This window comes from Dactylosporangium salmoneum (genome assembly GCF_039532525.1).
GTDB lineage: Bacteria > Actinomycetota > Actinomycetes > Mycobacteriales > Micromonosporaceae > Dactylosporangium > Dactylosporangium salmoneum.
In genome coordinates, this window is the sequence record NZ_BAAARV010000093.1 from 94,425 (window position 1) to 115,698 (window position 21,274).

A 21,274-nucleotide genomic window follows, 5' to 3' on the forward strand; every position below is an offset into this window, starting at 1 on the left:
GAAGCAGATCGTCACCTGTGGGTGACACCGTCCCCCGGATGGCGGCCGAGTTCATCCTGCTGTTCGTCGCGCTTCCCGTGACGTTCGCCTTCGTGCACGTGCCGGGCGGCCCGATCCCGATCCTGCTGGTGCTGACGATCGGCGTGGTGTGGTACTTCCGCCGGGTCTCGGACTTCGACCGCCGTGATCTCTGGCGCGCCTCGGCCCTGCGCCCCGCGTGGCCGCGGATCCTGCGCCTCTGGGCCGTCGCGGCGGTCCTCGCCGTCGCCGCCGTGTTCCTCTTCGACCGTGCGCACCTGTTCGACCTGCCGCGGCACAACCCGGCCCTGTGGGCGTTGATCGTGGTGGCGTACCCCGTGGTCTCCGTCTACCCGCAGGAGCTGCTCTTCCGCGCGTTCCTGCTGCACCGCTACGCCCCGCTGCTGCGCAACGAGAAGATCGCCGCAGGGGCCAGCGCCGTCTCCTTCGGCCTGGCCCACCTGCTGTTCGGCAACCCGATCGCGGTGATCCTGACCCTGCTGGGCGGCTGGCTCTTCGCCCGCCGCTACCAGCAGACCCGCTCGCTGTTCACCGTCTGCGTCGAACACGCCGCCTACGGCCTGCTCATCTTCACCGTGGGCCTGGGCCGCTTCTTCTACCACGGCACCCACTTCGCGTCCTGACCTACGAGTCGTGCCCCACGATGTTGACCACGGTGCCGTCGGGGGCGCGCACCAGGAAGCGGTGCACGCCCCACTCCTCCGTGGTCAGCGGGTGCACGATCTCGTAGCCGAGCCGCTGTGCCTCGGCGTAGGCCGCCTCGACGTCGGGCGTGTGGATCGAGATCGCGGCATCCTCCGGCGACGTCTGGTCCCGGGTGACGAGCTGCACGATGGCGCCGGTCTCGGGTGAGGTGTAGCGCGCCACCCAGCCCATGTTGAACTCCTCGGTGCTCAGGCCGAGAAACCCGGTGTAGAACCCCTTTGCCGCCTCGACGTCGTCCACCCGCAGGTTCGGCATGATCCGGATCGCGCGCATGGCGGCTCAGGCTCCGGCGGGTTCGAGGATGACGACCGGGATCTGGCGGTCGGTCTTGCGCTCGTAGTCGGCGAAGCCCGGGTACGCCGCCTTCTGCGCGCTCCAGATGCGCTCCCGCTCCTCGCCGGTGGCGACCCGGGCGACGAGGTCGACCTCGCCGGCCCCGATCTCGGCGCGCACGGACGGGTGGGCGAGCACGTTGTGGTACCAGTCGGGGTTGGTCGGCCCCCCGGCCTTGGAGGCGAAGACCGCGTAGCCGTCGTCGATCTTCTGGTACATCATCGGGTTCACCCGCGGCTGCCCGCTCCTGGCGCCCACGGTGTGCAACAGCAGCAGCGGCGCGCCCGCGAACTGGCCGCCCACCTGCCCCTCGTTGGCGCGAAACTCCTCGATGATCTTGTCATTCCAGTCACTCATACGATCCATCATTCCAGGGCTCCGGCCGCGGCGCCGGAACACGGCGAGGTGACCGCCGTCGCGTCGGTGCATCGGGGTGAGCGCACCTGGGCTAACCCTGGTCAGGTGTCCACTGTGGTCGGCCGGGTCGCCGGGACCGGCCTTGTGCGGCCAGGCGGTTCGGTGTTGGATCCGTGCGACACGGAGGGGGATGGCATGGTTGCCGATTGGTTGTTGCCGATTGTCACGACGGGCGGCACGACGCTGATGACCGCGGTCGCCACCGACGTCTGGAACGTGGCCCGCGACGGCATCGCGAGGCTCTTCAGGCACGCCGGCGAGCGCCGCGCGACGCTCGTGTCGGGCTGGCTCGACGAGGACGCCGCGGCGATCACGGCGGCCGACGGCGTCGCGCGGGACGAGCTGCGGCAGCGGCTGGCGAGCACCTGGCAGACGCGGCTGGCCGACCTGCTCGCCGAATACCCGGAGGCGGCCGAGGAGCTGCAGGGCCTGACGACGCGGGTGCGAGAGGCCCTGCCCGCGCCGCAGCAGCAGTACATCCAGAACATCAACGCCTCGGCGCAGGGCGCGACGGCGCAGGGCGTCATGTTCGGCAACATCATCAACCACCCCGGCAATCCGTGAGCGCGCCGCAGCAGAACATCACGTCCACCGCGGGGTTCGCGTACGGCGCGATCGGTGCCGACATCCACGTCTTCGGCGACGGCACCCCGCTCTACGTCCTGCAGCGTTGGCAGCCCGCCCCGGAGGCCGACGCCGAGTGGCTCAGAGAGCTGCCGAGCCGGATGCTCAACGCGAGGTACGCGCTCGTCGAGTTCACCGGCCGGGAGGCGGAGCTGGCCCAGTTGCGCCAGTGGCGCACCACGGGTCCCCGGCTGGCCGTCCGCTGGCTGCACGGCCCGGGCGGCGCCGGGAAGAGCCGCCTCGCGGCGCAGTTCGCGGCCGAGGCACAGCAGGACGGCTGGCTGGCGGTCGTCGCCGTGCACGGCCCGGGCAGCGTGCTGCCGCCGCCGGGCAGCCAGGACCTGCGTACCGAGGGCCATCGCGGGCTGGTGCTGATCGTCGACTACGCCGACCGCTGGCCGCTGTCGCACCTGACCTGGCTGCTGAGCAACGCCCTGCTGCACCGCCCGGAGCTGCCGGTCCGGGTCCTGCTTCTTGCGCGCTCCGCCGACGGCTGGCCGGCCGTGCGTGCCGCCCTCGCCAACTATCAGGCCGGCACGTCGGGCCAGGCGCTGGAGCCGCTGCCGGCCACCGGCGAGCGGCGGGCGGAGATGTTCGGCGCCGCCCGCGACGGCTTCGCCGACCGGTACGGGCTGCCCGACGGGAGTGCCATCGCTCCACCCGCGTCCTTGGACGACCCCGACATGGGGCTGACGCTGGGCCTGCACATGGCCGCGCTGGTCGCGGTCGACGCGTACAGCCGGGGGAAGCCGCCGCCGGGCGACATGGCCGGGCTGACGATCTACCTGCTCGACCGCGAGCACCTGCACTGGGCCAACCTCTACAACGACGGCACCAGCCGCACCGGGCCGGGCGCGGAGCACTACGCGACGCCGCCGGCGACGATGGGCCGCGCGGTCTTCGCCGCGGCGCTCACCGGGGCGGTGAACCGGGCAGCCGGGTCGGCCGTGCTGGATCGCGTCGGCCTCGGCGAGCGCCGCGACGGCATCCTCGACGACCACCGCCGCTGCTATCCGTCCCTCGGCGGAGACGACTCGACGGTGCTCGAACCGCTGTACCCGGACCGGCTCGCCGAGGACTTCCTCGCCTTGACCACGACCGGGCACACCGCCGACTATCCCGCGCAGCACTGGGCCGCCGGCATGGCCGCGACGGTGCTGGCCCACGTCGCTCCGGCGCGCCCCGTGACCTTCCTCGCGGAGGCCGCACGTCGCTGGCCGCACCTCGGCCCGGCCTCGCTGTTCCCGGTCCTGCGCCGCGATCCGCGGATCGCCGTCGACGCCGGCAGCGCCGCGCTGACGGCGCTGGCCTCGATCCCCGACGTGGACATGGCCGTCCTGGAGGCGGTCGCGTCCCGGCTGCCCACCCCCGAGCGGCCGCACATCGACCTCGACGTCGGCGCGGTGGCGGTCCTTCGCAAGATCACGCCCCACCTGGTGGCGACCCGGGACGACCCTCGGGAGAACGCCCGCGCGCTCAGCATGCTCGCCGTGCGGCTCGCGTACGTCGGCGAGGACCACGAGGCGCTCGACGTGGCCACCGAGGCGCTGCGACACTGGCGCGCCTTCGCCGGCGACCGCGCGGAGGCCCTGCCCGATCTCGCCGCAGCGCTCAGCGGCGTCGCCGCGCGCCTTGACTCCCTCGGACGCCCGGCCGAGGCGCTGCCCTACGTCGACGAGGCCGTCGAGCGCTACCGCACGCTGCTGGCGGTGCTGCCGAACCTGCCGGCCCACCTCTACGCCGGCACCTTCGGCAACCTGCTGATCCGGCAGGCCGTCATCATGGCCCGCCTCGACCGGCTCGACGAGGCCCTCAACCGCGCGCAGGAGGCGCTGGCCCTCTTCCGCCGGGACCCCGCGCGCTACGCCGCGCAGGAGGCGTCGGCCACGGAGACCATCGCGTACATCCACCGGATGGCGGGCCGGTCCGACCAGAGCGCCGAGGAGTCCTCGCACAGCGAGGCACAGCTGCGGGAGCTCGCCCGCACCGATCCGGCCCGCTATCTCCCGGCGCTCGCCAACCTACTGGTCTCGCGCAGCGAAGACCTGGACCGGCGGCGCGACCACGCCGGCTCGCTGGCCGCCGCCGAAGAGGCCGTCGCGCTCTACCGGCCGCTGGTGCGGGCCAATCCCGGTCTGTACCGCTCCCAGTTCGCCGACGCGCTGCGGGTCGCGGGCAAGCGGGCGGCAGCGGCCGGGCGGCTTCCGGAGGCGGTCACGGCGTGCGAAGAGGCCGTCGCCGAGGCGCGGAAGCTCACGGGCCCGGCCAGGGACGAACAGGCGGGGCGCTCGTGCTACCAGCTCGCGCTCGCCCAGAACCAGATGTCCGACCATCTGTCGGCGCTGCGGTGGGCCGAGGAGTCGGCCGCACACTTCCGCAGCCTTGTCGAGCGGCAGCCCGCCAACCTGCCCGACCTCGCGCTTTCCCTCGGGTACGCGGCGAAGATCCGGCACGACCGCGGTCTCGAGCCCGCGAAGGCGCTCGCCGCGGCCCGCGAGGCCGCCGAGATCTTCCACTGGCTCAGCCAGCGCGACGAGCAGATGTACGGCATGTACGCGCGGACCTGCGCCGGCCTCGTCACGCAGATCGAGGGCAGCCTCCAAACGGGCGTCAGGAGAACGTGAACAGGATCTTGCCGCTGCGTCCCGGCGTCATCGCGTGTTCGATCGCCTCGTGGTAGTGGTCGAGGCGGTAGGTCGCGTCGACCGGGACGGCCAGCTCGCCGCTGGCGACGAGGTCGTTGAGTGCGTGGTAGGTCTGCTCGATCTCGGTGCGCGGGGCGTGGCGCAGCCAGTTGAGCAGCCAGAACCCGGTGTGCGTCACTTCCTTGAAGATGACGTCGTGGGCGCGGACGGCCGGTGGCGCGTCGGTCACGTAGGCGTAGCTGACGATCGTGCCCCGGAACCTCAGCGCCGCAGCGAGGTCGGCGACGACCGGGCCGGCCGTGGCATCCAGCGCCAGGGCGAGCTGCGCACCGTCCAGCGCGTCGGCGATCTGGGTGGGCAGGTCGTCCCCGGCGACGATCACGCGGTCCCCGCCGGCGTCACGCACCGTCTGGGCCGCGGCCTCGCGCCGCACGATGTTGAGCGTCTGGAGGCCCTGCAGCCGGGCGAGGGCGATGATGCACAGGCCGACGGCAGAGTTGGCGGCGTTCAGGCCGACCCAGTCGCCGGGGGCCAGCTTGGCGAACCTGTGCAGCAACAGGTACGCGGTCGCCGGATTGATCGGCAGCATGGCGAGTTGCAGCGGGTCGCCGTCGTCGCGGATCGGCACGACGTTGCGGTACGACGTCGCCACCCGGTCCGCCCAGGTCCCCTGCTCGTAGTTGGGCAGGATGACCACCCTCCGCCCGACGAGCTGCCGACCCGCGCCCACACCGGCGTCGATCACCCGCCCGACTCCCTCGCCGCCGAGCGGGCTCGGCAGCGGCGGCCGCACCCCGTAGTCACCCCGCACGAGCAGGAAGTCGGACGGGTTGACCGGCGCGGCCTCCATCTCGACGAGGATGTCGTCGGTCCCCAGCACCGAATCGGACCCCGGCGCCAGCGATACGGACTCGCGCGGGTCGCCGTACGACGTGACGAGTAGCTGCGACATGGCCGGCATGTGCCCCGCCTCCGCCGCATCATTCGGCTGCGTTGAGGGAACCACCTGCCTTCGTCAGGTGGTATCAGTCCGCGGGGGCCGGCTCGGTGGGCCGCGGCGTGAAGAAGCGGACGATGTCGTCGGCCGCGGTGGGGGACAGCATCATCGCCTGGATTCGTGCGGACATCTCGGCGATCGGGTGGATTCTCGTGAACATCGCCTCCTCGTACGCCCGGATCGCCGAGTCGGGGTCGGCTGGGTTGGTGGCGATCTCGGCGGCGAGTTCGGCGGCGTCGAGCATGGCCTGGTTGGCGCCCTCGCCGACCGGCGGCATGAGGTGCGCGGCGTCACCGATGAGGGTGATGCCCGGCTGGTGGTCCCAGCGGGTATCGGCGGGCATCGCCTCGATCCTGCGTGGGGCTGGCGGGCCGTCGCCGGCTTCGATGAGTGCGGTGAGCCTGGGGTTCCAGCCATCGAACATGTCCAGCAGGGCGCGCTTGCTGCGGTAGGTGTCCGGGTGCCGATCCTCCGCGCGCAGGGAGATCCCGACTCGGATGCCGCCGTCGGCGAGGCGTTGTGCTGCCAGGATCTGGTTCACGCCGATGCACCAGAAGTTTCCGGGGCCGACCAGCTCGGCGAGGTCCGGGTGGCGCCGGTCGGCGTCGCTGATGCTGAGCTCCACCAAGGTGCCGACGTACGACAGTGTCGCGTCGGTCAGCAGCGACCGGACGACCGAGCGCGCGCCGTCGGCGCCGATGAGGACGTCGCAGCCGGCGCTGTGGCCGCCGTCGAATGTCAGCCCGAAGCCTCCGCCGGGTCGTGGCGTCGCCGCGACGAGCCGGCGCTGCCACACGACAGCGTCGGCGGGGAGCGAATCGAGCAGAAGATCGCGCAGCGCGGCGCGGTCGATCTCGGGGCGCCCGGAGAAGTTGCCGGGTTGTGGCTTGTGGTGCACGAGGGTGCGTCCGGCCGGGTCGAGGATGCGATGCTCCTCGCCCTCCGGCCGTGCCTCGGACCGGAATCGGGCGGTGAGTCCCGCATCGGCCAGGGCCTGTTGCCCGGACTCCGGGTGCAGGTCGAGCATGCCGCCCTGGGACCGCGCGGATCGGCTTGCCTCGCGTTCGTACACCACCGCGCCGATGCCGTGCCGGTGCAGGATTCGGGCCAGCGTCAGGCCGCCGAGGCCACCGCCGGCGATGGCGATTCGCATCTTCATCTCCGTTACCGTACGCTGTATCTCATGGATACACCGTACGGTAGCGCACCTCTGCCCGTCTGGGAACGGCCCGAGCCGCAGCCGCGGGCGGCGCCGGTGTCGCTGAGCCGCGCGAAGATCGCCGCCACGGCGATCCGGCTCGCCGACGCGGACGGCCTCGAGGCGCTATCGGTACGCAAGATCGCCAAAGAGCTCGGCGTCGGTCCGATGCGGCTCTACGACTACGTGACCAACAGATCCGAACTGCTCGATCTGATGGTCGACGCCGTGTATGCCCAGATCGCGGAGGCCGGCCAGCACTCCGAGTGGCGCGCCACGGTGCTGGCCATCGTGCACCGGACCCGCGATGCCGCTCTTGCTCACGAGTGGTTCGCCGACCTGCTCGGCGCGAGGCCGCACCTGGGACCTCATGCGCTCGCCGTGGGCGAATCGACCGCGGCGGCGCTCAGCCAGGCCCCTGGCGTCCGCGATATCGACGATCTCCAGCGGGCCTTGGGTGCCCTCAACGCGTTCATGGTCGGGGCGCTCCGCAGGGAGATCACCGAGCGACGCACCGCCCGTTCGACCGGCACCGACGTGTCCGATTGGCAGGCCGCCCTCGGGCCCTACCTGACACGCATGCTCGACACGGGCCACTTTCCCACCGTCGCCCGGCTCGTCATCGACGGCGCTCACCTCGACGCCGAGGAAACCTTCGACCACAACCTGATCGCCATCCTGGACGGCGTCACCGGTCATCCCCACGCGTGACCTGCCGCTCGTGGCGGCCGGCGCTACCGGCCGGTGGTGCGTTGCAGCAGCGCCTGCATGCCGTCGATCAGCATCGCGACGCCTTGCTCGAACGCTTCGTTGCTCTCGGGTGGTCCGCCTTCGCGGATGGCCGCCACCAGGGTGGGGGTGTCCTGGATCGCCAGGCCTGGTGATGCCGGCGGGTCCGGCTCGGGCCGGTGTCGCGCGGACTGCTCCTCCATGACGAACCCCGTGACGTAGTGGCCGATGGCGGTGATCGAGCGGAGCGCCTGGGCGGGTGTGAACCCGGCGCCGACGAGGGGCCGCAGTTCCGCTTCGGCCTGCCGGGCGATGGCCGGCCCGGGTCGCGTGCCGACGACCAGTCGCGCCCCGTCGCGGCGGGACAGCAGCAGCTGGCGGCGCTCCCGGGCGCGCCGGGCGGTCCACTGCGACCAGGACTCGTCGTCGCGCGGCGGGCTCGTAGGCATGGATGCCTGAAGCTCCTGCGCCATCAGGTCGAGCAGCCGCCGGCAAGTGTTCAGGTCGTCGAGGCCAGGGTCAGGTGGAGCCAGTCCGCCAGGTCATGGATCTCGTACTGCAACGCAGCGGTCATCGCCTTGCTGAACGGTACGTCCTGGTGGACGGCGTCCACCCGAAGCACACCGGCCTTGCGGTCGGCGGTGGCGTCGAGCTTGCCGACCAGCCGGTCGCCGTACAGGATCGGCAGCGCCCAGTAGCCCCACCGGCGCTTGGCGGCCGGCTTGTACATCTCCAGCTGGTAGTCGTACTCGAACAGCTCGGTCATCCGCTTGCGGTCGTAGACGAGCCGGTCCAGCGGGGACAGCAACGCGGCGCGGCCGGTGAACGTCCGGTCCAGCAGCTCGGGGTCGATGCGCCATTCGCCCTTCACGCCCTCGACCACCGCCGGCTTGCCCGCGGCCCGTACGTCCATCGGCTCGACCGGGTTCTCCGGGGCGCGGGCGCGCGCGATGCCCAGCGCGCGCAGCCGGCGTTCGTCACGGATCCGCACCGCGTCCTCGTAGGGCACCACGTCGTCCGGGTACACCCGCTCGGCGAGGTCCCACAGCCGGTGGGCGCCGCGCCGGCCGGCGGCCGCGACCTCGCCGCGCTGCACGAGGAAGTCGATCATCCTCAGGACGTTGCGATCGTTGGACCAGCCCGAGGAGCGCCACGGGATCACGCACGTGTCCGGCAGCTCATGCGCGGGCAGCGGCCCGTCGGCGCGGAGCCGGGCGAGGATGTCCAGCCGGCAGCCATTGTTGGCATCCACCCAGCCCCGCACGCTCTCCTGCCAGTCACGAAGCGGAGGACGGCCCGGCCACTCGGCCATGTCCGCCCGATACAGCGCGAGGTCTTCCGGCGGCCGGATCAGGCCGCGCAGCTCCAGCAGGGCCTGCTCGTCGATGGCGTCGCGCAGCTGCGTGGGGGAGTAGCCGGAGCCGAGACGGCTCCACAGGACGAGGTCGGCGTTGGGTGCGACGGCCGCGGTCGGATCGTTCTGCAGCAGCGTCAACCGCCGTACAGCGTCGAACATCCCATGCGGGCGGTGGGCGTCCAGCAGCTGGGCGCGCACGGCAAGGCGGCGGGCGTCGGTGCGGGACAGCGTGCGCACAGTCACGAACCGAGACTAGGCGGAGGGTACGACAATAATCGGCGTCCCGGACGACGGGTGGGTCAGAGCCGTCTCGTGGCGAACAGGGTCGTCCTGTAGACCGGGTCCACAACCTCGCGGCCCGGAGTCGCTCCATCCGCCATGACAGCAACTCACTCACGGACAACGCCGCGCGCCGGGCCGGCGAAATAGCGGTTCGGCCGCGGGGTGCTCATCGGAGATGATGAGTGGATGCGGACACGGGGGCCGGGACGATATCTGGGTTGGCTGGTGTGGCAACAGAAACGGCGGATCGCCTTCGGCGCGCTGTGGAGTTCGCTCTGGATGATCAGTCTGGCGGTCACGCCGTACCTGATTTCCCAGGCCATCGATCGGGGCCTGCACCCGCGGCGGGTTGGACCGCTGGTCGCCTGGGTCGGCGCGATCTTTGTGGTGGGTGTGGCGAACGCGGTGCTCGGCATCCTCCGGCACCGGACCATGACGAAAATCCGGTTGGACGGCGCGCTGCGCACGGCTGACGCGGTCATGGCCCATGGCGTGGAGTTGGGCGCCGCGCTTCCCCGCCGGATCACCGCGGGTGAGGTGGTCACCATCGGCATCGGGGACGTGTGGCTGGTCGCGCGGGCGCTCACCGTGACGGGGCCGGGTGTGGGCGCGGTCGTCGCATACGCGGTCGTGATGACCCTGCTCGCGCGGGTGTCCGGGATGCTCGCGCTGGTGGTGGCGGCCGGGGTCACGGTGCTGGCGGTGGTGCTCGGACCGCTGCTGCACCGGCTCAACAGCGCCGGCGGGGAGTACCGGGAGCGGCAGGGTCGGCTGGCCGCGCGGCTGGTCGACGTGCTCGGCGGGCTGCGCATCCTCAACGGCCTGGGCGGCAAGGAAGCCCACCTGCGCCGGTTCGCCGCCCAGTCGGACGGAGTCCGGGCTGAGGGCTACCGGATGGGCGGGGCGCTGAGCTGGATCACCGCGCTGGGCGACGGCCTTCCGACGATCTTTCTGGCCGGGGTTACCTGGCTGGCCGCGCGCCTGGCGGTCCGCGGCGACCTCACCGCAGGCGAACTGGTCGCGGTGTACGGGGAGGTGGCGATCCTCGTCGTGCCCACCTGGATGCTGATCTTCAGCGCCGGCGATGCCAGCCGCGGGGTGATCGCTGCCCGGCGGATCATCGCATTCCTGCGGTTACCCGTCGAGGAGCCGGGCAGTGGCACGGCCCCACACGGCCCGGCGACCCTGCGCGACCCGGAGTCCGGCGTCGTCGCCGAACCGGGCCGGCTGACCATGCTGGTCTCGAGGCGCCCCGGCGATGCGGCCGCGATCATCGACCGGCTCGGCCGGTACGGGGAGACCGCCGCCGCCTGGGGCCCGCACAGGATCGCCGAGGTCGCCAAACCGGCGGTACGCGAGCGCATTCTGGTGGCCGACCACGAGGCGGACCTGTTCGCCGGGACGCTGCGGGAGGTGGTCGCGGGCCGTGCCGACGTCGGCGACGACGCGGTACGGCAGGCAATCAGGTCCGCGGTGGCAACCGACATCGCCGGGCTCGACCACCGCATCGAACGCGACGGCCGAAACCTCTCCGGCGGCCAGCGGCAACGGGTCCGGTTGGCCCGGGCGCTGGCCGCCGACCCGGAGATGCTGCTCGCGGCTGAGCCGACCTCGGCGGTGGACGCGCACACCGAGGCGGCCATCGCCGAGCGGCTGACCGCGGCCCGCGCCGGACGGGGCACCCTGCTGTCCACGACCTCGCCGGTGCTGCTGGACCGGGCCGACGTCGTGATCTACCTGGTCGACGGCCGGGTCGCCGCCTCCGGGACGCACCGCGAGCTGCTGGAACGCGAGCCCGGGTACCGCGACCTGGTGAGCCGGACGTTCACCGCGGCGCAGGAGGCGTTGTGAGCACCCCGACGCTGCCGATCGCGGACACCCGTCAGGTCGCCCGGGCAGCCGGCCGGCTGATCGCCGCCGACAGGCGGGCCGCGGCCGCCATCCTCCTGCTGAACGTGCTGGCCGCGGTGGCCGCCCTGGGCGCGCCGTACCTGCTGGGCCGGATCATCGACGCGGTCACCGGACCCCGCGCCGCCGCCCGGATCGACCTGCTGGCCGGCGCGGTGCTGCTGTGCGCGCTGGCCCAGACGCTGCTCGCCCGGTGGGCGTTGCTGCTCGGATACCGGTTCGGCGAGCGCACCGCGGCCCGCATCCGGATCGGCTTCCTGAGCCGCGCGCTGAGCCTGCCCGCCTCGGTGATCGAGCGGGTGCCGCCGGGCGACCTGGCCGCCCGTGGCACGACCGATGTGGACGCGATCGCCGGCACGCTGCGCGATGTGCTGCCAGGCGCGTTCGTGGCCGGCATCCATCTGGTGTTCCTGCTCGCGGCGGTGCTCGTGCTCGACCCGCTGCTCGGGCTGTCCGGCCTCCTCGGGCTGTTCGGCATCGTGATCACCGGCCGCTGGTACCTGCGCCGGGCCCGCAACGCCTACCTGGAGGAGGGCGCCGCGAACTCCGAACTGGCGGAGGAGCTGGCGGCGACCGCCGCCGGGGCGCGCACCATCGAGGCCTTCCGGCTGCATCGGTCCCGGCTGGCGGTGGGCCGGGCCGCCATCGCCCGGACCAGGCGCAGCCGGCTGGCTACGCTGCGGCTGAGGTCGGTGTACTTCCCGGTGGCCGAAGGCTCGTACAACATCCCGGTCGTCCTGGTGCTCCTGATCGGCGGCCTGCTCTACCGCGGCGACCGGATCACGCTCGGCACGGTCGTCGCGGCCGCCCTGTACCTGCGTCAGCTGATCGGACCGATGGACACCATCCTGATCTGGCTGGAGCAGTTGCAGAGCAGCAGCGCATCGTTCGCCCGGGTCGAGGGGCTGGCCGCCGTGCCGGCCGCCCCGGCGACGGCCACGGCCGCCCCGGGAAGCGACCGCATCGAGGTGAAAGGCGTCCGCTACGCCTACCCCGGCGGGCCGGACGTGCTGCACGACGTGGATCTCACGGTCCAGCCCGGCGAGCGGCTGGCGATCGTCGGCCTCTCCGGGGCCGGCAAGTCCACCCTCGGCCGGCTGCTGGCCGGCGTGGACCGGCCGCACACCGGCGCGGTCACCGTCGGCGGCGTCGCAGTGGCCGAGCTTCCGCCGGATCTGCTGCGCCGGCAGGTGGTCCTGGTGACACAGGAGCACCACGTCTTCCGCGAGACGGTCCGGGACAACCTCATGGTGCCGGCGTCGGACGACCGCCTGGCCGAGGCGCTGCGCACGGTCGGCGCGGACTGGGCCCGGGACCTGGACACCGACCTCGGCGAGCACCCGCTGACCGGTGCCCAGGCGCAGCAGCTCGCACTGGCCCGGGTATTGCTGGCCGACCCGCACACGGTGATCCTCGACGAAGCGACCGCGCTGCTGGACCCGCGCGCGGCCCGGGTGGCGGAGCGGGCGCTGGCCGCCGTGCTGCACAACCGCACGGTGATCGCCATCGCCCACCGCCTGCAGACGGCCCACGACGCGGACCGGATCGCGGTGATGGACGCGGGCAGGATCATCGAGTTGGGCACCCACGACGACCTGATCACCCACGGCGGCCCGTACGCCAAACTCTGGCGACAGTGGCACGGCTAGGTCCTCGACGTCCCGCGCGCGATCTCGGCCGCCATGGCCGAGGCCGTCGAGGAAGGGAAGGAGCCGCGCATGACGAGCTGGTGGATCGGCGGTTCGCCGTGCTCGGGCAAGAGCACGGTCGCGGGGCTGCTCGCGGCGGCGAGGGGCGCGACGCTGTACTCGTGCGACGACGCCTTCGAGCGGCACGCGGCCGGCCCGGCGTTCGCGAAGGTCGCCGCCATGGGCGTGGCGGCGCGGCTCGCCCAGCCCGTCGAGGTCCAGGTCGCCGACGTGCTGCAGTTGTACCGCGACGAGTTCCCGCTCATCCTGCGCGACCTGGCGGCCGTGCCCGGTCCGGTCCTCGCCGAGGGCGCGGCCCTGCTGCCGGAGCTGCTGGCCGCCCACAAGGTCCCCGCCACCCACGCCGTGTGGATCGTGCCCACCGAGCCCTTCCAGCGCCGGTACTACGCCCGCCGCCCCTGGGCCCGCGCCCTGCTCGCCGCGACCCCCGACCCGGACGCGTCCTTCGACCGCTGGATGCGGCGCGACGCCGCCTTTGCCCGCCTGATCGCCACCCAGGCCCGCGCCGCCGGCTACCGGGTCCTCACGGTCGACGGCACGATCCCGTTGCGGTGACCGTCGTGCGGATGTGGGGCTGCAGCTCGGCCGGGTCGTCCAGGGAGCCGCCGATCACGATGCCGTCGCGCAGCGCCATCAGGATCGTGGCGGTGGGTTCCGGGGCCGGGTGGGCGGCGGCGGCCAGCAGGTCGCGGAACAGCGTGCGGTTCCAGCGGTGGTAGTCGGCGATGGTCTGGCGGACCGGGTGGGACGGGTCCGGGTACTCCGCGGCGGCGTTCGTGAACGGGCAGCCGGCTGGTGTGGGTGCACGACACCCTGCCGGACGGGCTCATCGACTGGCTCGGCACGGCCATGGACCAGCTGGCGCCGCTGCTGCGGCGGGAGCTGGCCGGCCGTTCCTGACCCGGTGAACGCCTACAGGCCGCCGGCCACCCGCAGGGTCGCGCCGGTGGTGTAGGAGGCGGCGGGGCTCAGCAGCCAGGCGATGGCCTCGGCGATCTCCTCCGGGTTGCCGAGCCGGCCGACCGGGATGCGGGAGACCACGTTCGCGGCGCGGTCCGGGTCGCCGGTCTGCTCGTGGATCTCGGTGTGCACGAAGCCGGGGGCCACGCCGTTGACCCGGATGCCGTCGGCCGCGAGCTCCTTGGCCAGGCCCAGGGTGAGGGCGTCGACGGCGGCCTTGCTGGCGGCGTAGTGGATGTAGTTGCCGGGGCTGCCCAGGGTGGCGGCCGTGGAGGAGACGTTGACGATCGCGCCTCCCGCGGTCATCACCCGGGCGGCCTGGCGGGCGCAGAGGAAGGCGCCGATGACGTTGACGTCCATCACGCGGCGCAGGTCGGCCGTGTCGACGTCGGCCAGGCGGGTCAGCGGGGCGGCGATGCCGGCGTTGTTGACCAGGCCGGTGACCGGGCCGAGCTGGTCGGCGGCCGTGGCGAACAGGGCGACCACCTCGTCCTCCACGGCGGTGTCGGCCTGCACGGCGACGGCCTGGCCGCCGGCGCCGGCGACGGCGTCGACGACCTGGTGGGCGGCGTGGGCGGCGCTGCGGTAGCCGACCACCACCCGGTGGCCGTCACGCGCGAGCCGCACGCACGTCGCAGCGCCGATTCCCCTGCTGCCGCCGGTCACGATCGTCACGTTGTCCACGCGGATCAACCTAGCGGAGCGAGCCAGCCCGCGAGGTCCGGTCCCACGGGCACGATGCCCGACGGGTTGATATCGCGGTGCACCACGTAGTAGTGGCGCTTGATGTGGTCGAAGTCGACGGTGTCGCCGAAGCCCGGGGTCTGGAACAGGCGGCGGGCGTACTCCCACAGCACCGGTCCCATTAGACCAGCTGCGGGTACAGCGCGGCGGGGTCGGCGGACAGGCCACGCTTCACGGTGCGGGTGACCTCGTCGGCGAGCACCTCGAAGGCGCCCGTCTCCACGCCGTCGAGGGCCTGGCGGGCGACCTCCGCGGCGGAGACCTTCGGCCCGTCGATGCCGGTGGTCATGTCGGTGTCGATGTACCCCACGTGCAGCCCGGTCACCCCGGTGCCCTGCGGCGCCAGCTCCAGCCGGAACGCGTTGGTGGCCTGCCACACGGCCGCCTTGCTGGCGCTGTACGAGGTGCCCTGGCTGATCCAGGACAGCACCGAGTGCACGTTGAGCAGGTGGCCGCCGCCGTTGGCCGCGAGCACCGGGGCGAACGCGCGGGTCACGTTCACGGTGCCGTAGAAGTTGGTCTCGAACTCGCGGCGGATGTCTCCCAGGTCGCCGTCGAGCATGCTGGCCCGGGCGCTGATGCCGGCGTTGTTGATCACCAGGGTCACGTCGCTGGCCTCGGCGGCGGCCCGCCGTACCGACTCCGGATCCGTGACGTCGAGGGCCAGCGGCGTGGCGCCGGGCGTGTCCACCGAACGCGCGTCGCGGGCCGCCGCGTAGACCTTGCGGGCGCCGCGGGCCAGCGCCTCCTGCACGAATGCCTTGCCCAGGCCCCGGTTGCCGCCCGTGACCAGGACCACCGCGTCGTCGATCTGCATGGGAGTTCCTCTCTTGGAAACCGTTCGGTTTCCACCACGGTAAACCGCTCGGTTTCCACCTGTCGAGCCGCGCGCTAACCTGCTCCTGTGACCTCCATCGCCCCGCCCCGCGAGCGCCTGCTGCGGGCGGCCGCCGACCTCTTCTACGCCGAGGGCCCGGCCGCCGTCGGCGTGGAGCGGCTGTGCCAGACCGCCGGCGTGTCGAAGCGCTCGATGTACCAGCTCTTCGCGACGAAGGACGACGTCATCGCGGAGAGCCTGCGCACGCACGGCCCGGCGGCCGTCGCGAGCTACTTCCCCGACCCGGCCGCGGACATGCCGCCGCGCGAGCGCATCCTGCACGTCTTCGCCCGCTTGGAGGAGCTGGCCGGCACCCCGGCGTTCCACGGCTGCCCGTTCGTCAACACCGCCATCGAGCTGCACGACCCCGGCCACCCCGCCGCCGCCGTCGCACTGCACTTCAAAAAGCTCCTGGAGGCGTACTTCCAGCAGCACGCGACGACGCTCGGCGCCCCCGACCCGGACTTCCTGGCCGCCCAGCTCACGATGCTCTTCGACGGCTCGGCCGTGCGCGCCGTCATGCGGGCCGAGCCGCTGCACGGCCTCGCGGTCCGCGCGGCCGACGCCCTCCTCGACGCCGCTGTAGGGTGACCCGGTGCGGGTGGTGGTGGCCGAGGATCTGGCCTTGTTGCGAGATGGGCTGATCCGGCTGCTGCAGGCGCACGGCTTCGACGTCGTCGCGGCCGTCGAGACCGGCCCCGACCTGCTGCGCGCGCTCACCGACGACCCGCCCGACGTCGCCGTGGTCGACGTGCGGCTCCCGCCGACGCACACCGACGAGGGCCTGCGGGCCGCGCTCGCCGCCCGGTCGCAGGTGCCCGGCCTGCCGGTGCTCGTCCTGTCGCAGTACGTCGAGCGCCTCTACGCCCGCGAGCTGCTCGCCGACGGCCGGGGCGGCATCGGCTACCTGCTCAAGGACCGCGTCTCCGACGTCGGCGACTTCGTCGACGCCGTGCGCCGGGTCGCGGCCGGCGGCACCGCGCTCGACCCGACCGTCGTGGCCCGGCTGCTCGACAGCCGCGAGCGGGTGCTGCCGCTGGACCGGCTCACCGCGCGGGAGCGCGAGGTCCTCGCCCACATGGCCGAGGGCCGCTCCAACGCCGCCATCGGCACCGCGCTGTTCATCACCGAGAAGGCCGTGGCCAAGCACACCAACAACATCTTCGCCAAGCTCGGCCTGCAGTCCTCCGAGGACGACAACCGCCGCGTCCTCGCCGTGCTGGCCTACCTCGAGGGAGAGGGGTAGTAGTACCCCCACTGGTGGGATAGCAGCGTCCTCGAAACCGCCACCGCGCCCGGCCAGGCTGAGGGCATGACAACGACGGTCCTCGAAACGCCGGCCCCCGGCCCGGTTCGCAACGGCGAGCGGGCCCTCGCCCCCGACCTCGCCCGCGGCGCCATGCTGCTGTTCATCGCCCTGGCCAACGCGGCAAACTTCGCCTTCGCCGGCCAGCCCGGCCTCGACCCGGCGCCGCACGGCCTGCAGCGGATCGCCAACTTCCTCATGGCCACGTTCGTCGACAGCCGGGCCTACCCGGTCTTCGCCGTCATGTTCGGCTACGGCCTGGTCCAGCTGGCCCGGCGCAACCCGAACCGGGTCCTGCTGCGCCGCAACGCTCTGCTGATCGCCTTCGGGGCCGTGCACGCCACGCTGCTGTACTTCGGCGACTTCCTCGGCGCGTACGGCATCGTCGGGATCGTCGCCACCCTGCTGCTCGTCCGCCGCGGCGACCGCTTCCACAAGGTCGTGCTCTGGCTCTGGGCCTACCAGACGGCGTACGCCGCCTTCCTGGCCGTCACCGCGGCGATCGGCTGGCGCGGCGGTACCGCCGGGATCGTCAACAGCCCGAACCCGTCGCTGGCCGCGCACTCCTACGCCCGCTCGATCCTCGACAGGCTGGCCGAGTGGCCGCTGCACACCGCCACCGTGCTCGGCTTCGTCGTCATCGTCTGGCTCGGCATCTGGGCCGGCCGCCGCCGCGTGCTGGAGGACCCGGCCGCCCACCGCCGCCTGCTGGTGCGCGCCGCCGCGTGGTCGCTCGGCATCTCCACGCTCGGCGCGCTGCCCTACGCCCTGATGTGCGCGGGCATGGTGCACGCCGACCCCGGTACCGTCGAGGCCATGGCCAGACTTCACGCGGTGACCGGCGAATACGGCGGCGTCGGCTACGTCGCGCTGTTCGGCCTCGTCTCGAGCGTGCCGCGCTTCCTGGCGCCGGTGGTGGCGCTCGGCCGGCGTTCCCTCAGCGGGTACCTCTTCCAGTCGATCTGCTGGGTCACGCTGTTCTCCCCGTGGGCGCTGCACCTCACCGGCACGTGGACGGCGATCCTGGCCGCGGTGGCGGTGTGGGTCGTGTCCGCCCTGGCCGCCCACGCGATGCGCGGCCGCGGTCCCGCCGAGACCCTGCTGCGGAAGTTCGCCTACCGATGAGGCTGCCGTTCCGGCCCGTGCAGACCGGCGTGGCCTGCGCGGTGGTGGCCGCCGCCGACCTGACCGTGTACGCGGTCACCGGCGGCGGCTACTTCTGGCCGGCCTGGACCATGCTCGGCATGTCGCTGCTGTTCGCCGGGCACCTGTGGCTGGACCGGCGGGAGCGCATCAGTGCCCTGGTGCGTTCCCGGCGGGGAGCCGTGGACCGGCAGGCGGCCGAGCTGGAGCGGGTCGAGCGGGACCTGCACGACGGCGCCCAGGCCCGGCTGGCCTCCCTGTCGCTGACCCTGGGCCTGGCCGGCAGCCTGCTGCGCAACGACCCCGACGCCGCCGCGAAGCTCGTCGAGGAGGCCCGTACCACCGCCGTCGCGGCCCTGGACGACCTGCGGTCCGTCATGCACAGCATCCACCCGCCCGTGCTCGCCGACCGGGGCCTCGGCGATGCCGTCCGCGCGCTGGCCCTGGACCTCGCCGTGCCGGTCACGGTGACCGGCGCCCCGCCGGCCTCGCTGCCGGCCGCGGTGGCGACGGCCGCGTACTTCGCCGTCGCCGAATGCCTCGGCAACGTCGTCAAGCACAGCGCCGCCACCCGCGCCTCGGTCGCCTTCGCGGTGTCCGCCGGGACCCTGCGCATCGAGGTCGAGGACGACGGCAAGGGCGGCGCCGACGCGTCGTCCGGCACCGGCCTGCGCGGCATCGCCGAGCGCCTCGACGCCGTCGACGGCACCCTGCGCGTGCACAGCCCCGCGGGCGGCCCGACCCGCGTGACGTTGCGGCTCCCGCTGGCCGGAGTCGGATAGCGGGACGGTCACGGCTGATAGGGCGGCGCGACGCCCCAGCCCCAATGCGGGACGGGCGCGTGCGGCGGCGGGTTCGCCCCGGGCTGCGAGTTCGACAGCGCGATGCGGGTGCCCCATTCCAGGTAGCCGACGAGCGCGGCGCGGAACTCGGGGTCGGCGGGCAGCTCGGCGTCGTCGGCGGCGAGGCTCATCAGGGACGCGAAGCGGTACCGCTGCTCGGGCGTGATGCCGAGGTTGCGGTGGTGGGCGAGCATCCGCTCGTAGCCGCCCAGCTCGGTGTAGGCGGGCGGGCCGCCGAAGACCTCGCTCCACCAAATGGTGACGTGGGCGCGGTGCTGCTCGCTGACGCCGCCGGGGAACAGCGGGCTGATCAGGTCGTCGTGCTCGACGCGGTCGTAGAAGCGATCGATGAGGCGGCGGATCGCGGGCGTCCCGCCGGCCCAGTCGAACAGCGTTGGTGTCTCGCTATCGGCCATGCCTTGATTACACCATTACATGATTACAGCTGGCGGCCGGGGCGGCGGCGGTCAGTGGGGCAGGGCGCCGCCGGCGAGGACGATGACGACGCCCGCGGCGGCGGCGGTCAGCAGGGTCAGGACCGGGCCGCGGCGCAGGGCGAGCATGAGGACGGCGGCGCCGGCGAGGACGCAGTACTGCCAGACCTGCGTGAGCGTCAGGGCGAGCGGGATGGCGGAGCCGAGGATCGCGCCGATCGCGGCCGGGCCGGCGCCGTCGAGGAACGCCCGGACGGCCCGGTTGTCGCGGAGGCGGTCGAAGCGGTGCGCGCCGAGCAGGACGAACGCGAACGACGGGCTGAACGCGACGGCGGAGGCGAGCAGGCCACCGCCGATGCCGGCCGCCGCGTAGCCGACCACGGCGACGGTCTGCACGACCGGGCCGGGGGTGATCTGGCCGAGCGCGACGGCGTTGAGGAACTGTTCGCCGGTCATCCAGTGGTAGTTGTCGACGGCGTCGGCGCGCATGAGCGGGATGATGACGAAGCCGCCGCCGTACGACAGGGCGCCGACCTTGATCGCCACCCACGCGACCGACAGCAGCACCCCGCCGCCCAGCCCCGCCGCGGCGAGCATCGGCAGCCCGCGGGCCGCGCCGCGCCGCGCCGGGGGCGGGACGCGCTGCGCGATCGCCTCGGCGATGCCGCAGGCGACGAGCAGCAGCACCAGCCACGGCCCGATCGTCGCCGCCGCCACCGTCCCCAGCAGTAGATACAGCACCCACCGCCAGCGGTTGCTCTGCTGCGGCGCACGCTGCCAGCCGGCGGGCATCAGGCTCACCCCGGCCTGCACGGCGACCGCGGCCACGGCCGCACCGGCGCCGGCCCCGGCGGCCTTCACCCAGACCGGCGGGTCGCCCAGGAACAGCACGGCGAGGCCGAGGATGACGATCAGCCCCGGCACGATGAACGCGGCCCCGCCGACCAGCGCGCCGACCCTGCCCCGGACCCGCCAGGCGCAGAAGATCGCCAGCTGGGTCGAGGCGGGCCCGGGCAGCAGGTTGCAGGCCGCGATGGCGTCCTCGAACTCCTGCGGGTCGAGCCACTTGCGGTCCTCGACGCACAGCTTGCGCAGCAGGGCGATGTGGACCGGCGGGCCGCCGAAGCCGACGCAGCCGATCCGCCCCCACTCCTTGAGCACGGTGGCCAGGCTCACCACCGGCCGGTCGACGGCCGGTGCGGCGGCCGCGCGCGGTTCGCCGCTCACGCGGTGCCTCCGGTCATGACGTCTCCAGGTCGGGTCCGGCGGCGAGGGCGTGCAGCAGGAACTCGATGCGCTCGGTGAGCTCGTCGGCGGCGCGGTCGAAGGCCGGGCGGCCGGCGGGGTCGGCGGCCGGGTCGGGCATGCTCCAGTGCGCGGCGACCGGATGGCCGGGGAACTCGGGGCAGACCTCCCGGACCCGGTCGCACAGCGTGATCACCCGGTCGAACCGCTCGCCGGTGAACTCGGCGAGGTGCTTCGGGCGGGCGGCGCTCAGGTCGATGCCGCGCTCGGCCAGGACGGCGACGGCGTCCGGGTGGATCGGCTTGGGCTTGCTGCCGGCGCTGAACGCCTCGACGGCGCCGCCGGAGCGCCGGCGCAGGAGGGCCTCGGCCATCTGCGACCGGGAGCTGTTGCCGGTGCACAGGAACAGCACCCGCGCCGGCGTCGGCGCGGGTGCTGCCGGTGGCGTGTAGTGCAGCGCCGGGTGCAGCGCGGCGCCGGCCGTGGCCAGCAGGTGCCCGCACCGGGTGAGGTCGAGGCGGTAGTAGATGTCGCGGGCGTCGGCGGCGCTGCGCCGGGTGCGCACGAGGTCGGCCTTGCGCAGCAGGCCCAGGTGGTACGACACCAGGCTCTGCTGCTCGCCCAGCAGGGCGGTGAGCTCATGCACCTGCCGGTCGCTGCGGGCGAGCTCGCCGAGCAGCCGCCATCGCACCGGATGCCCCGCCGCCTGCAGGAACGCCGGCAGGTCCGCACCGCCTGTACTCCGAGCCCGGCCCACGTCCCCGACAATACATCAAATCG

At 73.2% G+C, this 21,274-nt stretch carries 22 protein-coding genes and 2 pseudogenes; 11 read left to right on the forward strand and 13 right to left on the reverse strand.

Features of this window, described 5'->3' with window-relative positions; translation table 11 throughout:
* The first annotated feature begins 38 nt into the window (after window positions 1–38).
* The gene (locus ABD352_RS46275; protein WP_344618995.1) at window positions 39–662 is read left to right on the forward strand and encodes a CPBP family intramembrane glutamic endopeptidase; all 624 of its coding nucleotides are present in this window, start codon (window positions 39–41) and stop codon (window positions 660–662) included.
* Between the two features lies 1 nt (window position 663).
* On the opposite strand, the gene ABD352_RS46280 is transcribed toward ABD352_RS46275, so the two are convergent.
* Together ABD352_RS46280 and ABD352_RS46285 are read right to left on the reverse strand one after the other, a co-directional pair.
* The gene (locus tag ABD352_RS46280) at window positions 664–1,017 is read right to left on the reverse strand and encodes a VOC family protein (protein ID WP_344618996.1); all 354 of its coding nucleotides are present in this window, start codon (window positions 1,015–1,017) and stop codon (window positions 664–666) included.
* Window positions 1,018–1,023: 6 nt separating this feature from the next.
* Complete coding sequence (locus tag ABD352_RS46285) at window positions 1,024–1,434, reverse strand: nitroreductase family deazaflavin-dependent oxidoreductase (protein WP_344618997.1); 411 nt, start codon at window positions 1,432–1,434, stop codon at window positions 1,024–1,026.
* Between the two features lie 48 nt (window positions 1,435–1,482).
* On the opposite strand from ABD352_RS46285, the gene ABD352_RS46290 reads away from it, so the two are divergent.
* Window positions 1,483–2,058 (forward strand): hypothetical protein, encoded by a 576-nt coding sequence (locus ABD352_RS46290; RefSeq protein WP_344618998.1) that lies wholly within the window; start codon window positions 1,483–1,485, stop codon window positions 2,056–2,058.
* Window positions 2,055–4,742: a tetratricopeptide repeat protein gene (locus ABD352_RS46295; protein WP_344618999.1), complete on the forward strand. Its 2,688-nt coding sequence runs from the start codon at window positions 2,055–2,057 to the stop codon at window positions 4,740–4,742. The genes ABD352_RS46290 and ABD352_RS46295 overlap by 4 nt, the downstream gene beginning before the upstream one ends.
* On the opposite strand, the gene ABD352_RS46300 is transcribed toward ABD352_RS46295, so the two are convergent.
* Both ABD352_RS46300 and ABD352_RS46305 read right to left on the reverse strand, forming a co-directional pair.
* Window positions 4,729–5,724, reverse strand: coding sequence for a zinc-dependent alcohol dehydrogenase family protein (locus tag ABD352_RS46300; protein WP_344619000.1), 996 nt, complete (start codon window positions 5,722–5,724; stop codon window positions 4,729–4,731). The two genes, ABD352_RS46295 and ABD352_RS46300, sit on opposite strands and share 14 nt — an antisense overlap.
* A 64-nt stretch (window positions 5,725–5,788) precedes the next feature.
* Window positions 5,789–6,919: an FAD-dependent oxidoreductase gene (locus ABD352_RS46305; RefSeq protein WP_344619001.1), complete on the reverse strand. Its 1,131-nt coding sequence runs from the start codon at window positions 6,917–6,919 to the stop codon at window positions 5,789–5,791.
* A gap of 24 nt (window positions 6,920–6,943) precedes the next feature.
* On the opposite strand from ABD352_RS46305, the gene ABD352_RS46310 reads away from it, so the two are divergent.
* Window positions 6,944–7,669, forward strand: coding sequence for a TetR/AcrR family transcriptional regulator (locus ABD352_RS46310; RefSeq protein WP_344619002.1), 726 nt, complete (start codon window positions 6,944–6,946; stop codon window positions 7,667–7,669).
* A 23-nt stretch (window positions 7,670–7,692) separates the two neighbouring features.
* Here the strand turns inward: ABD352_RS46310 and ABD352_RS46315 are convergent, their stop codons facing one another.
* Both ABD352_RS46315 and ABD352_RS46320 read right to left on the reverse strand, forming a co-directional pair.
* Window positions 7,693–8,136, reverse strand: coding sequence for a TetR/AcrR family transcriptional regulator C-terminal domain-containing protein (locus ABD352_RS46315; RefSeq protein ID WP_344619003.1), 444 nt, complete (start codon window positions 8,134–8,136; stop codon window positions 7,693–7,695).
* 50 nt (window positions 8,137–8,186) lie between these two features.
* Entirely contained in the window at window positions 8,187–9,287 is a 1,101-nt protein-coding gene (locus tag ABD352_RS46320; RefSeq protein ID WP_344619004.1) for a DNA glycosylase AlkZ-like family protein, read from the reverse strand.
* Window positions 9,288–9,605: 318 nt separating this feature from the next.
* On the opposite strand from ABD352_RS46320, the gene ABD352_RS46325 reads away from it, so the two are divergent.
* The 3 genes from ABD352_RS46325 (at window position 9,606) to ABD352_RS46335 (ending at window position 13,498) form a co-directional block, all read left to right on the forward strand.
* On the forward strand, window positions 9,606–11,177 hold the full coding sequence (locus ABD352_RS46325) for an ABC transporter transmembrane domain-containing protein (RefSeq protein ID WP_344619005.1): 1,572 nt from the start codon (window positions 9,606–9,608) through the stop codon (window positions 11,175–11,177).
* Window positions 11,174–12,883, forward strand: coding sequence for an ABC transporter ATP-binding protein (locus ABD352_RS46330; RefSeq protein WP_344619006.1), 1,710 nt, complete (start codon window positions 11,174–11,176; stop codon window positions 12,881–12,883). The genes ABD352_RS46325 and ABD352_RS46330 overlap by 4 nt, the downstream gene beginning before the upstream one ends.
* 69 nt (window positions 12,884–12,952) lie before the next feature.
* Window positions 12,953–13,498 carry a hypothetical protein gene (locus ABD352_RS46335; protein ID WP_344619007.1) on the forward strand — a complete coding sequence of 182 codons (546 nt, stop codon included), beginning with the start codon at window positions 12,953–12,955 and terminating at the stop codon, window positions 13,496–13,498.
* On the opposite strand, the pseudogene ABD352_RS57885 reads toward ABD352_RS46335, so the two are convergent.
* The 4 genes and pseudogenes from ABD352_RS57885 to ABD352_RS46350 all read right to left on the reverse strand — a co-directional run.
* Window positions 13,467–13,688, reverse strand: a pseudogene (locus ABD352_RS57885) (hypothetical protein); the annotation flags it as partial. The gene ABD352_RS46335 and the pseudogene ABD352_RS57885 overlap by 32 nt on opposite strands.
* A 167-nt stretch (window positions 13,689–13,855) precedes the next feature.
* Window positions 13,856–14,587 carry a glucose 1-dehydrogenase gene (locus ABD352_RS46340; RefSeq protein ID WP_344619008.1) on the reverse strand — a complete coding sequence of 244 codons (732 nt, stop codon included), beginning with the start codon at window positions 14,585–14,587 and terminating at the stop codon, window positions 13,856–13,858.
* A gap of 5 nt (window positions 14,588–14,592) precedes the next feature.
* Window positions 14,593–14,763 (reverse strand): annotated as a pseudogene (locus ABD352_RS46345) (glutathione S-transferase family protein); the annotation flags it as partial.
* A 5-nt stretch (window positions 14,764–14,768) separates the two neighbouring features.
* Window positions 14,769–15,464, reverse strand: coding sequence for an SDR family oxidoreductase (locus tag ABD352_RS46350; protein WP_344619009.1), 696 nt, complete (start codon window positions 15,462–15,464; stop codon window positions 14,769–14,771).
* A gap of 87 nt (window positions 15,465–15,551) precedes the next feature.
* On the opposite strand from ABD352_RS46350, the gene ABD352_RS46355 reads away from it, so the two are divergent.
* The 4 genes from ABD352_RS46355 to ABD352_RS46370 all read left to right on the forward strand — a co-directional run bounded on the left by ABD352_RS46355 (window position 15,552) and on the right by ABD352_RS46370 (window position 18,755).
* Window positions 15,552–16,115: a TetR/AcrR family transcriptional regulator gene (locus ABD352_RS46355; RefSeq protein WP_344619010.1), complete on the forward strand. Its 564-nt coding sequence runs from the start codon at window positions 15,552–15,554 to the stop codon at window positions 16,113–16,115.
* Between the two features lie 4 nt (window positions 16,116–16,119).
* On the forward strand, window positions 16,120–16,770 hold the full coding sequence (locus ABD352_RS46360; RefSeq protein WP_344619011.1) for a response regulator transcription factor: 651 nt from the start codon (window positions 16,120–16,122) through the stop codon (window positions 16,768–16,770).
* Between the two features lie 66 nt (window positions 16,771–16,836).
* Window positions 16,837–17,955: a DUF418 domain-containing protein gene (locus ABD352_RS46365; protein ID WP_344619012.1), complete on the forward strand. Its 1,119-nt coding sequence runs from the start codon at window positions 16,837–16,839 to the stop codon at window positions 17,953–17,955.
* Entirely contained in the window at window positions 17,952–18,755 is an 804-nt protein-coding gene (locus ABD352_RS46370; protein WP_344619013.1) for a sensor histidine kinase, read from the forward strand. Before ABD352_RS46365 ends, ABD352_RS46370 begins: the two co-directional genes overlap by 4 nt.
* Window positions 18,756–18,763: 8 nt before the next feature.
* On the opposite strand, the gene ABD352_RS46375 is transcribed toward ABD352_RS46370, so the two are convergent.
* The 3 genes from ABD352_RS46375 to ABD352_RS46385 are packed head-to-tail and all read right to left on the reverse strand — an operon-like array spanning window position 18,764 to window position 21,251.
* Complete coding sequence (locus ABD352_RS46375) at window positions 18,764–19,231, reverse strand: group II truncated hemoglobin (RefSeq protein WP_344619014.1); 468 nt, start codon at window positions 19,229–19,231, stop codon at window positions 18,764–18,766.
* 51 nt (window positions 19,232–19,282) lie between these two features.
* The gene (chrA, locus tag ABD352_RS46380) at window positions 19,283–20,476 is read right to left on the reverse strand and encodes a chromate efflux transporter (RefSeq protein ID WP_344619015.1); all 1,194 of its coding nucleotides are present in this window, start codon (window positions 20,474–20,476) and stop codon (window positions 19,283–19,285) included.
* 13 nt (window positions 20,477–20,489) lie between these two features.
* Window positions 20,490–21,251 (reverse strand): arsenate reductase/protein-tyrosine-phosphatase family protein, encoded by a 762-nt coding sequence (locus ABD352_RS46385; RefSeq protein WP_344619016.1) that lies wholly within the window; start codon window positions 21,249–21,251, stop codon window positions 20,490–20,492.
* Window positions 21,252–21,274: the final 23 nt, after the last annotated feature.

Bases quoted from the DNA above. Each gene is read 5' to 3' on its own strand.
- ABD352_RS46370 (WP_344619013.1), top strand. From the start codon at position 17,952: ATGAGGCTGCCGTTCCGGCCCGTGCAGACCGGCGTGGCCTGCGCGGTG.
- ABD352_RS46315 (WP_344619003.1), bottom strand. From the start codon at position 8,136: ATGCCTACGAGCCCGCCGCGCGACGACGAGTCCTGGTCGCAGTGGACC.
- ABD352_RS46285 (WP_344618997.1), bottom strand. From the start codon at position 1,434: ATGAGTGACTGGAATGACAAGATCATCGAGGAGTTTCGCGCCAACGAG.
- ABD352_RS46325 (WP_344619005.1), top strand. From the start codon at position 9,606: ATGATCAGTCTGGCGGTCACGCCGTACCTGATTTCCCAGGCCATCGAT.
- ABD352_RS46275 (WP_344618995.1), top strand. From the start codon at position 39: ATGGCGGCCGAGTTCATCCTGCTGTTCGTCGCGCTTCCCGTGACGTTC.
- ABD352_RS46280 (WP_344618996.1), bottom strand. From the start codon at position 1,017: ATGCGCGCGATCCGGATCATGCCGAACCTGCGGGTGGACGACGTCGAG.
- ABD352_RS46300 (WP_344619000.1), bottom strand. From the start codon at position 5,724: ATGCCGGCCATGTCGCAGCTACTCGTCACGTCGTACGGCGACCCGCGC.
- ABD352_RS46310 (WP_344619002.1), top strand. From the start codon at position 6,944: ATGGATACACCGTACGGTAGCGCACCTCTGCCCGTCTGGGAACGGCCC.
- ABD352_RS46350 (WP_344619009.1), bottom strand. From the start codon at position 15,464: ATGCAGATCGACGACGCGGTGGTCCTGGTCACGGGCGGCAACCGGGGC.
- ABD352_RS46305 (WP_344619001.1), bottom strand. From the start codon at position 6,919: ATGAAGATGCGAATCGCCATCGCCGGCGGTGGCCTCGGCGGCCTGACG.
- ABD352_RS46335 (WP_344619007.1), top strand. From the start codon at position 12,953: ATGACGAGCTGGTGGATCGGCGGTTCGCCGTGCTCGGGCAAGAGCACG.
- ABD352_RS46365 (WP_344619012.1), top strand. From the start codon at position 16,837: ATGACAACGACGGTCCTCGAAACGCCGGCCCCCGGCCCGGTTCGCAAC.
- ABD352_RS46375 (WP_344619014.1), bottom strand. From the start codon at position 19,231: ATGGCCGATAGCGAGACACCAACGCTGTTCGACTGGGCCGGCGGGACG.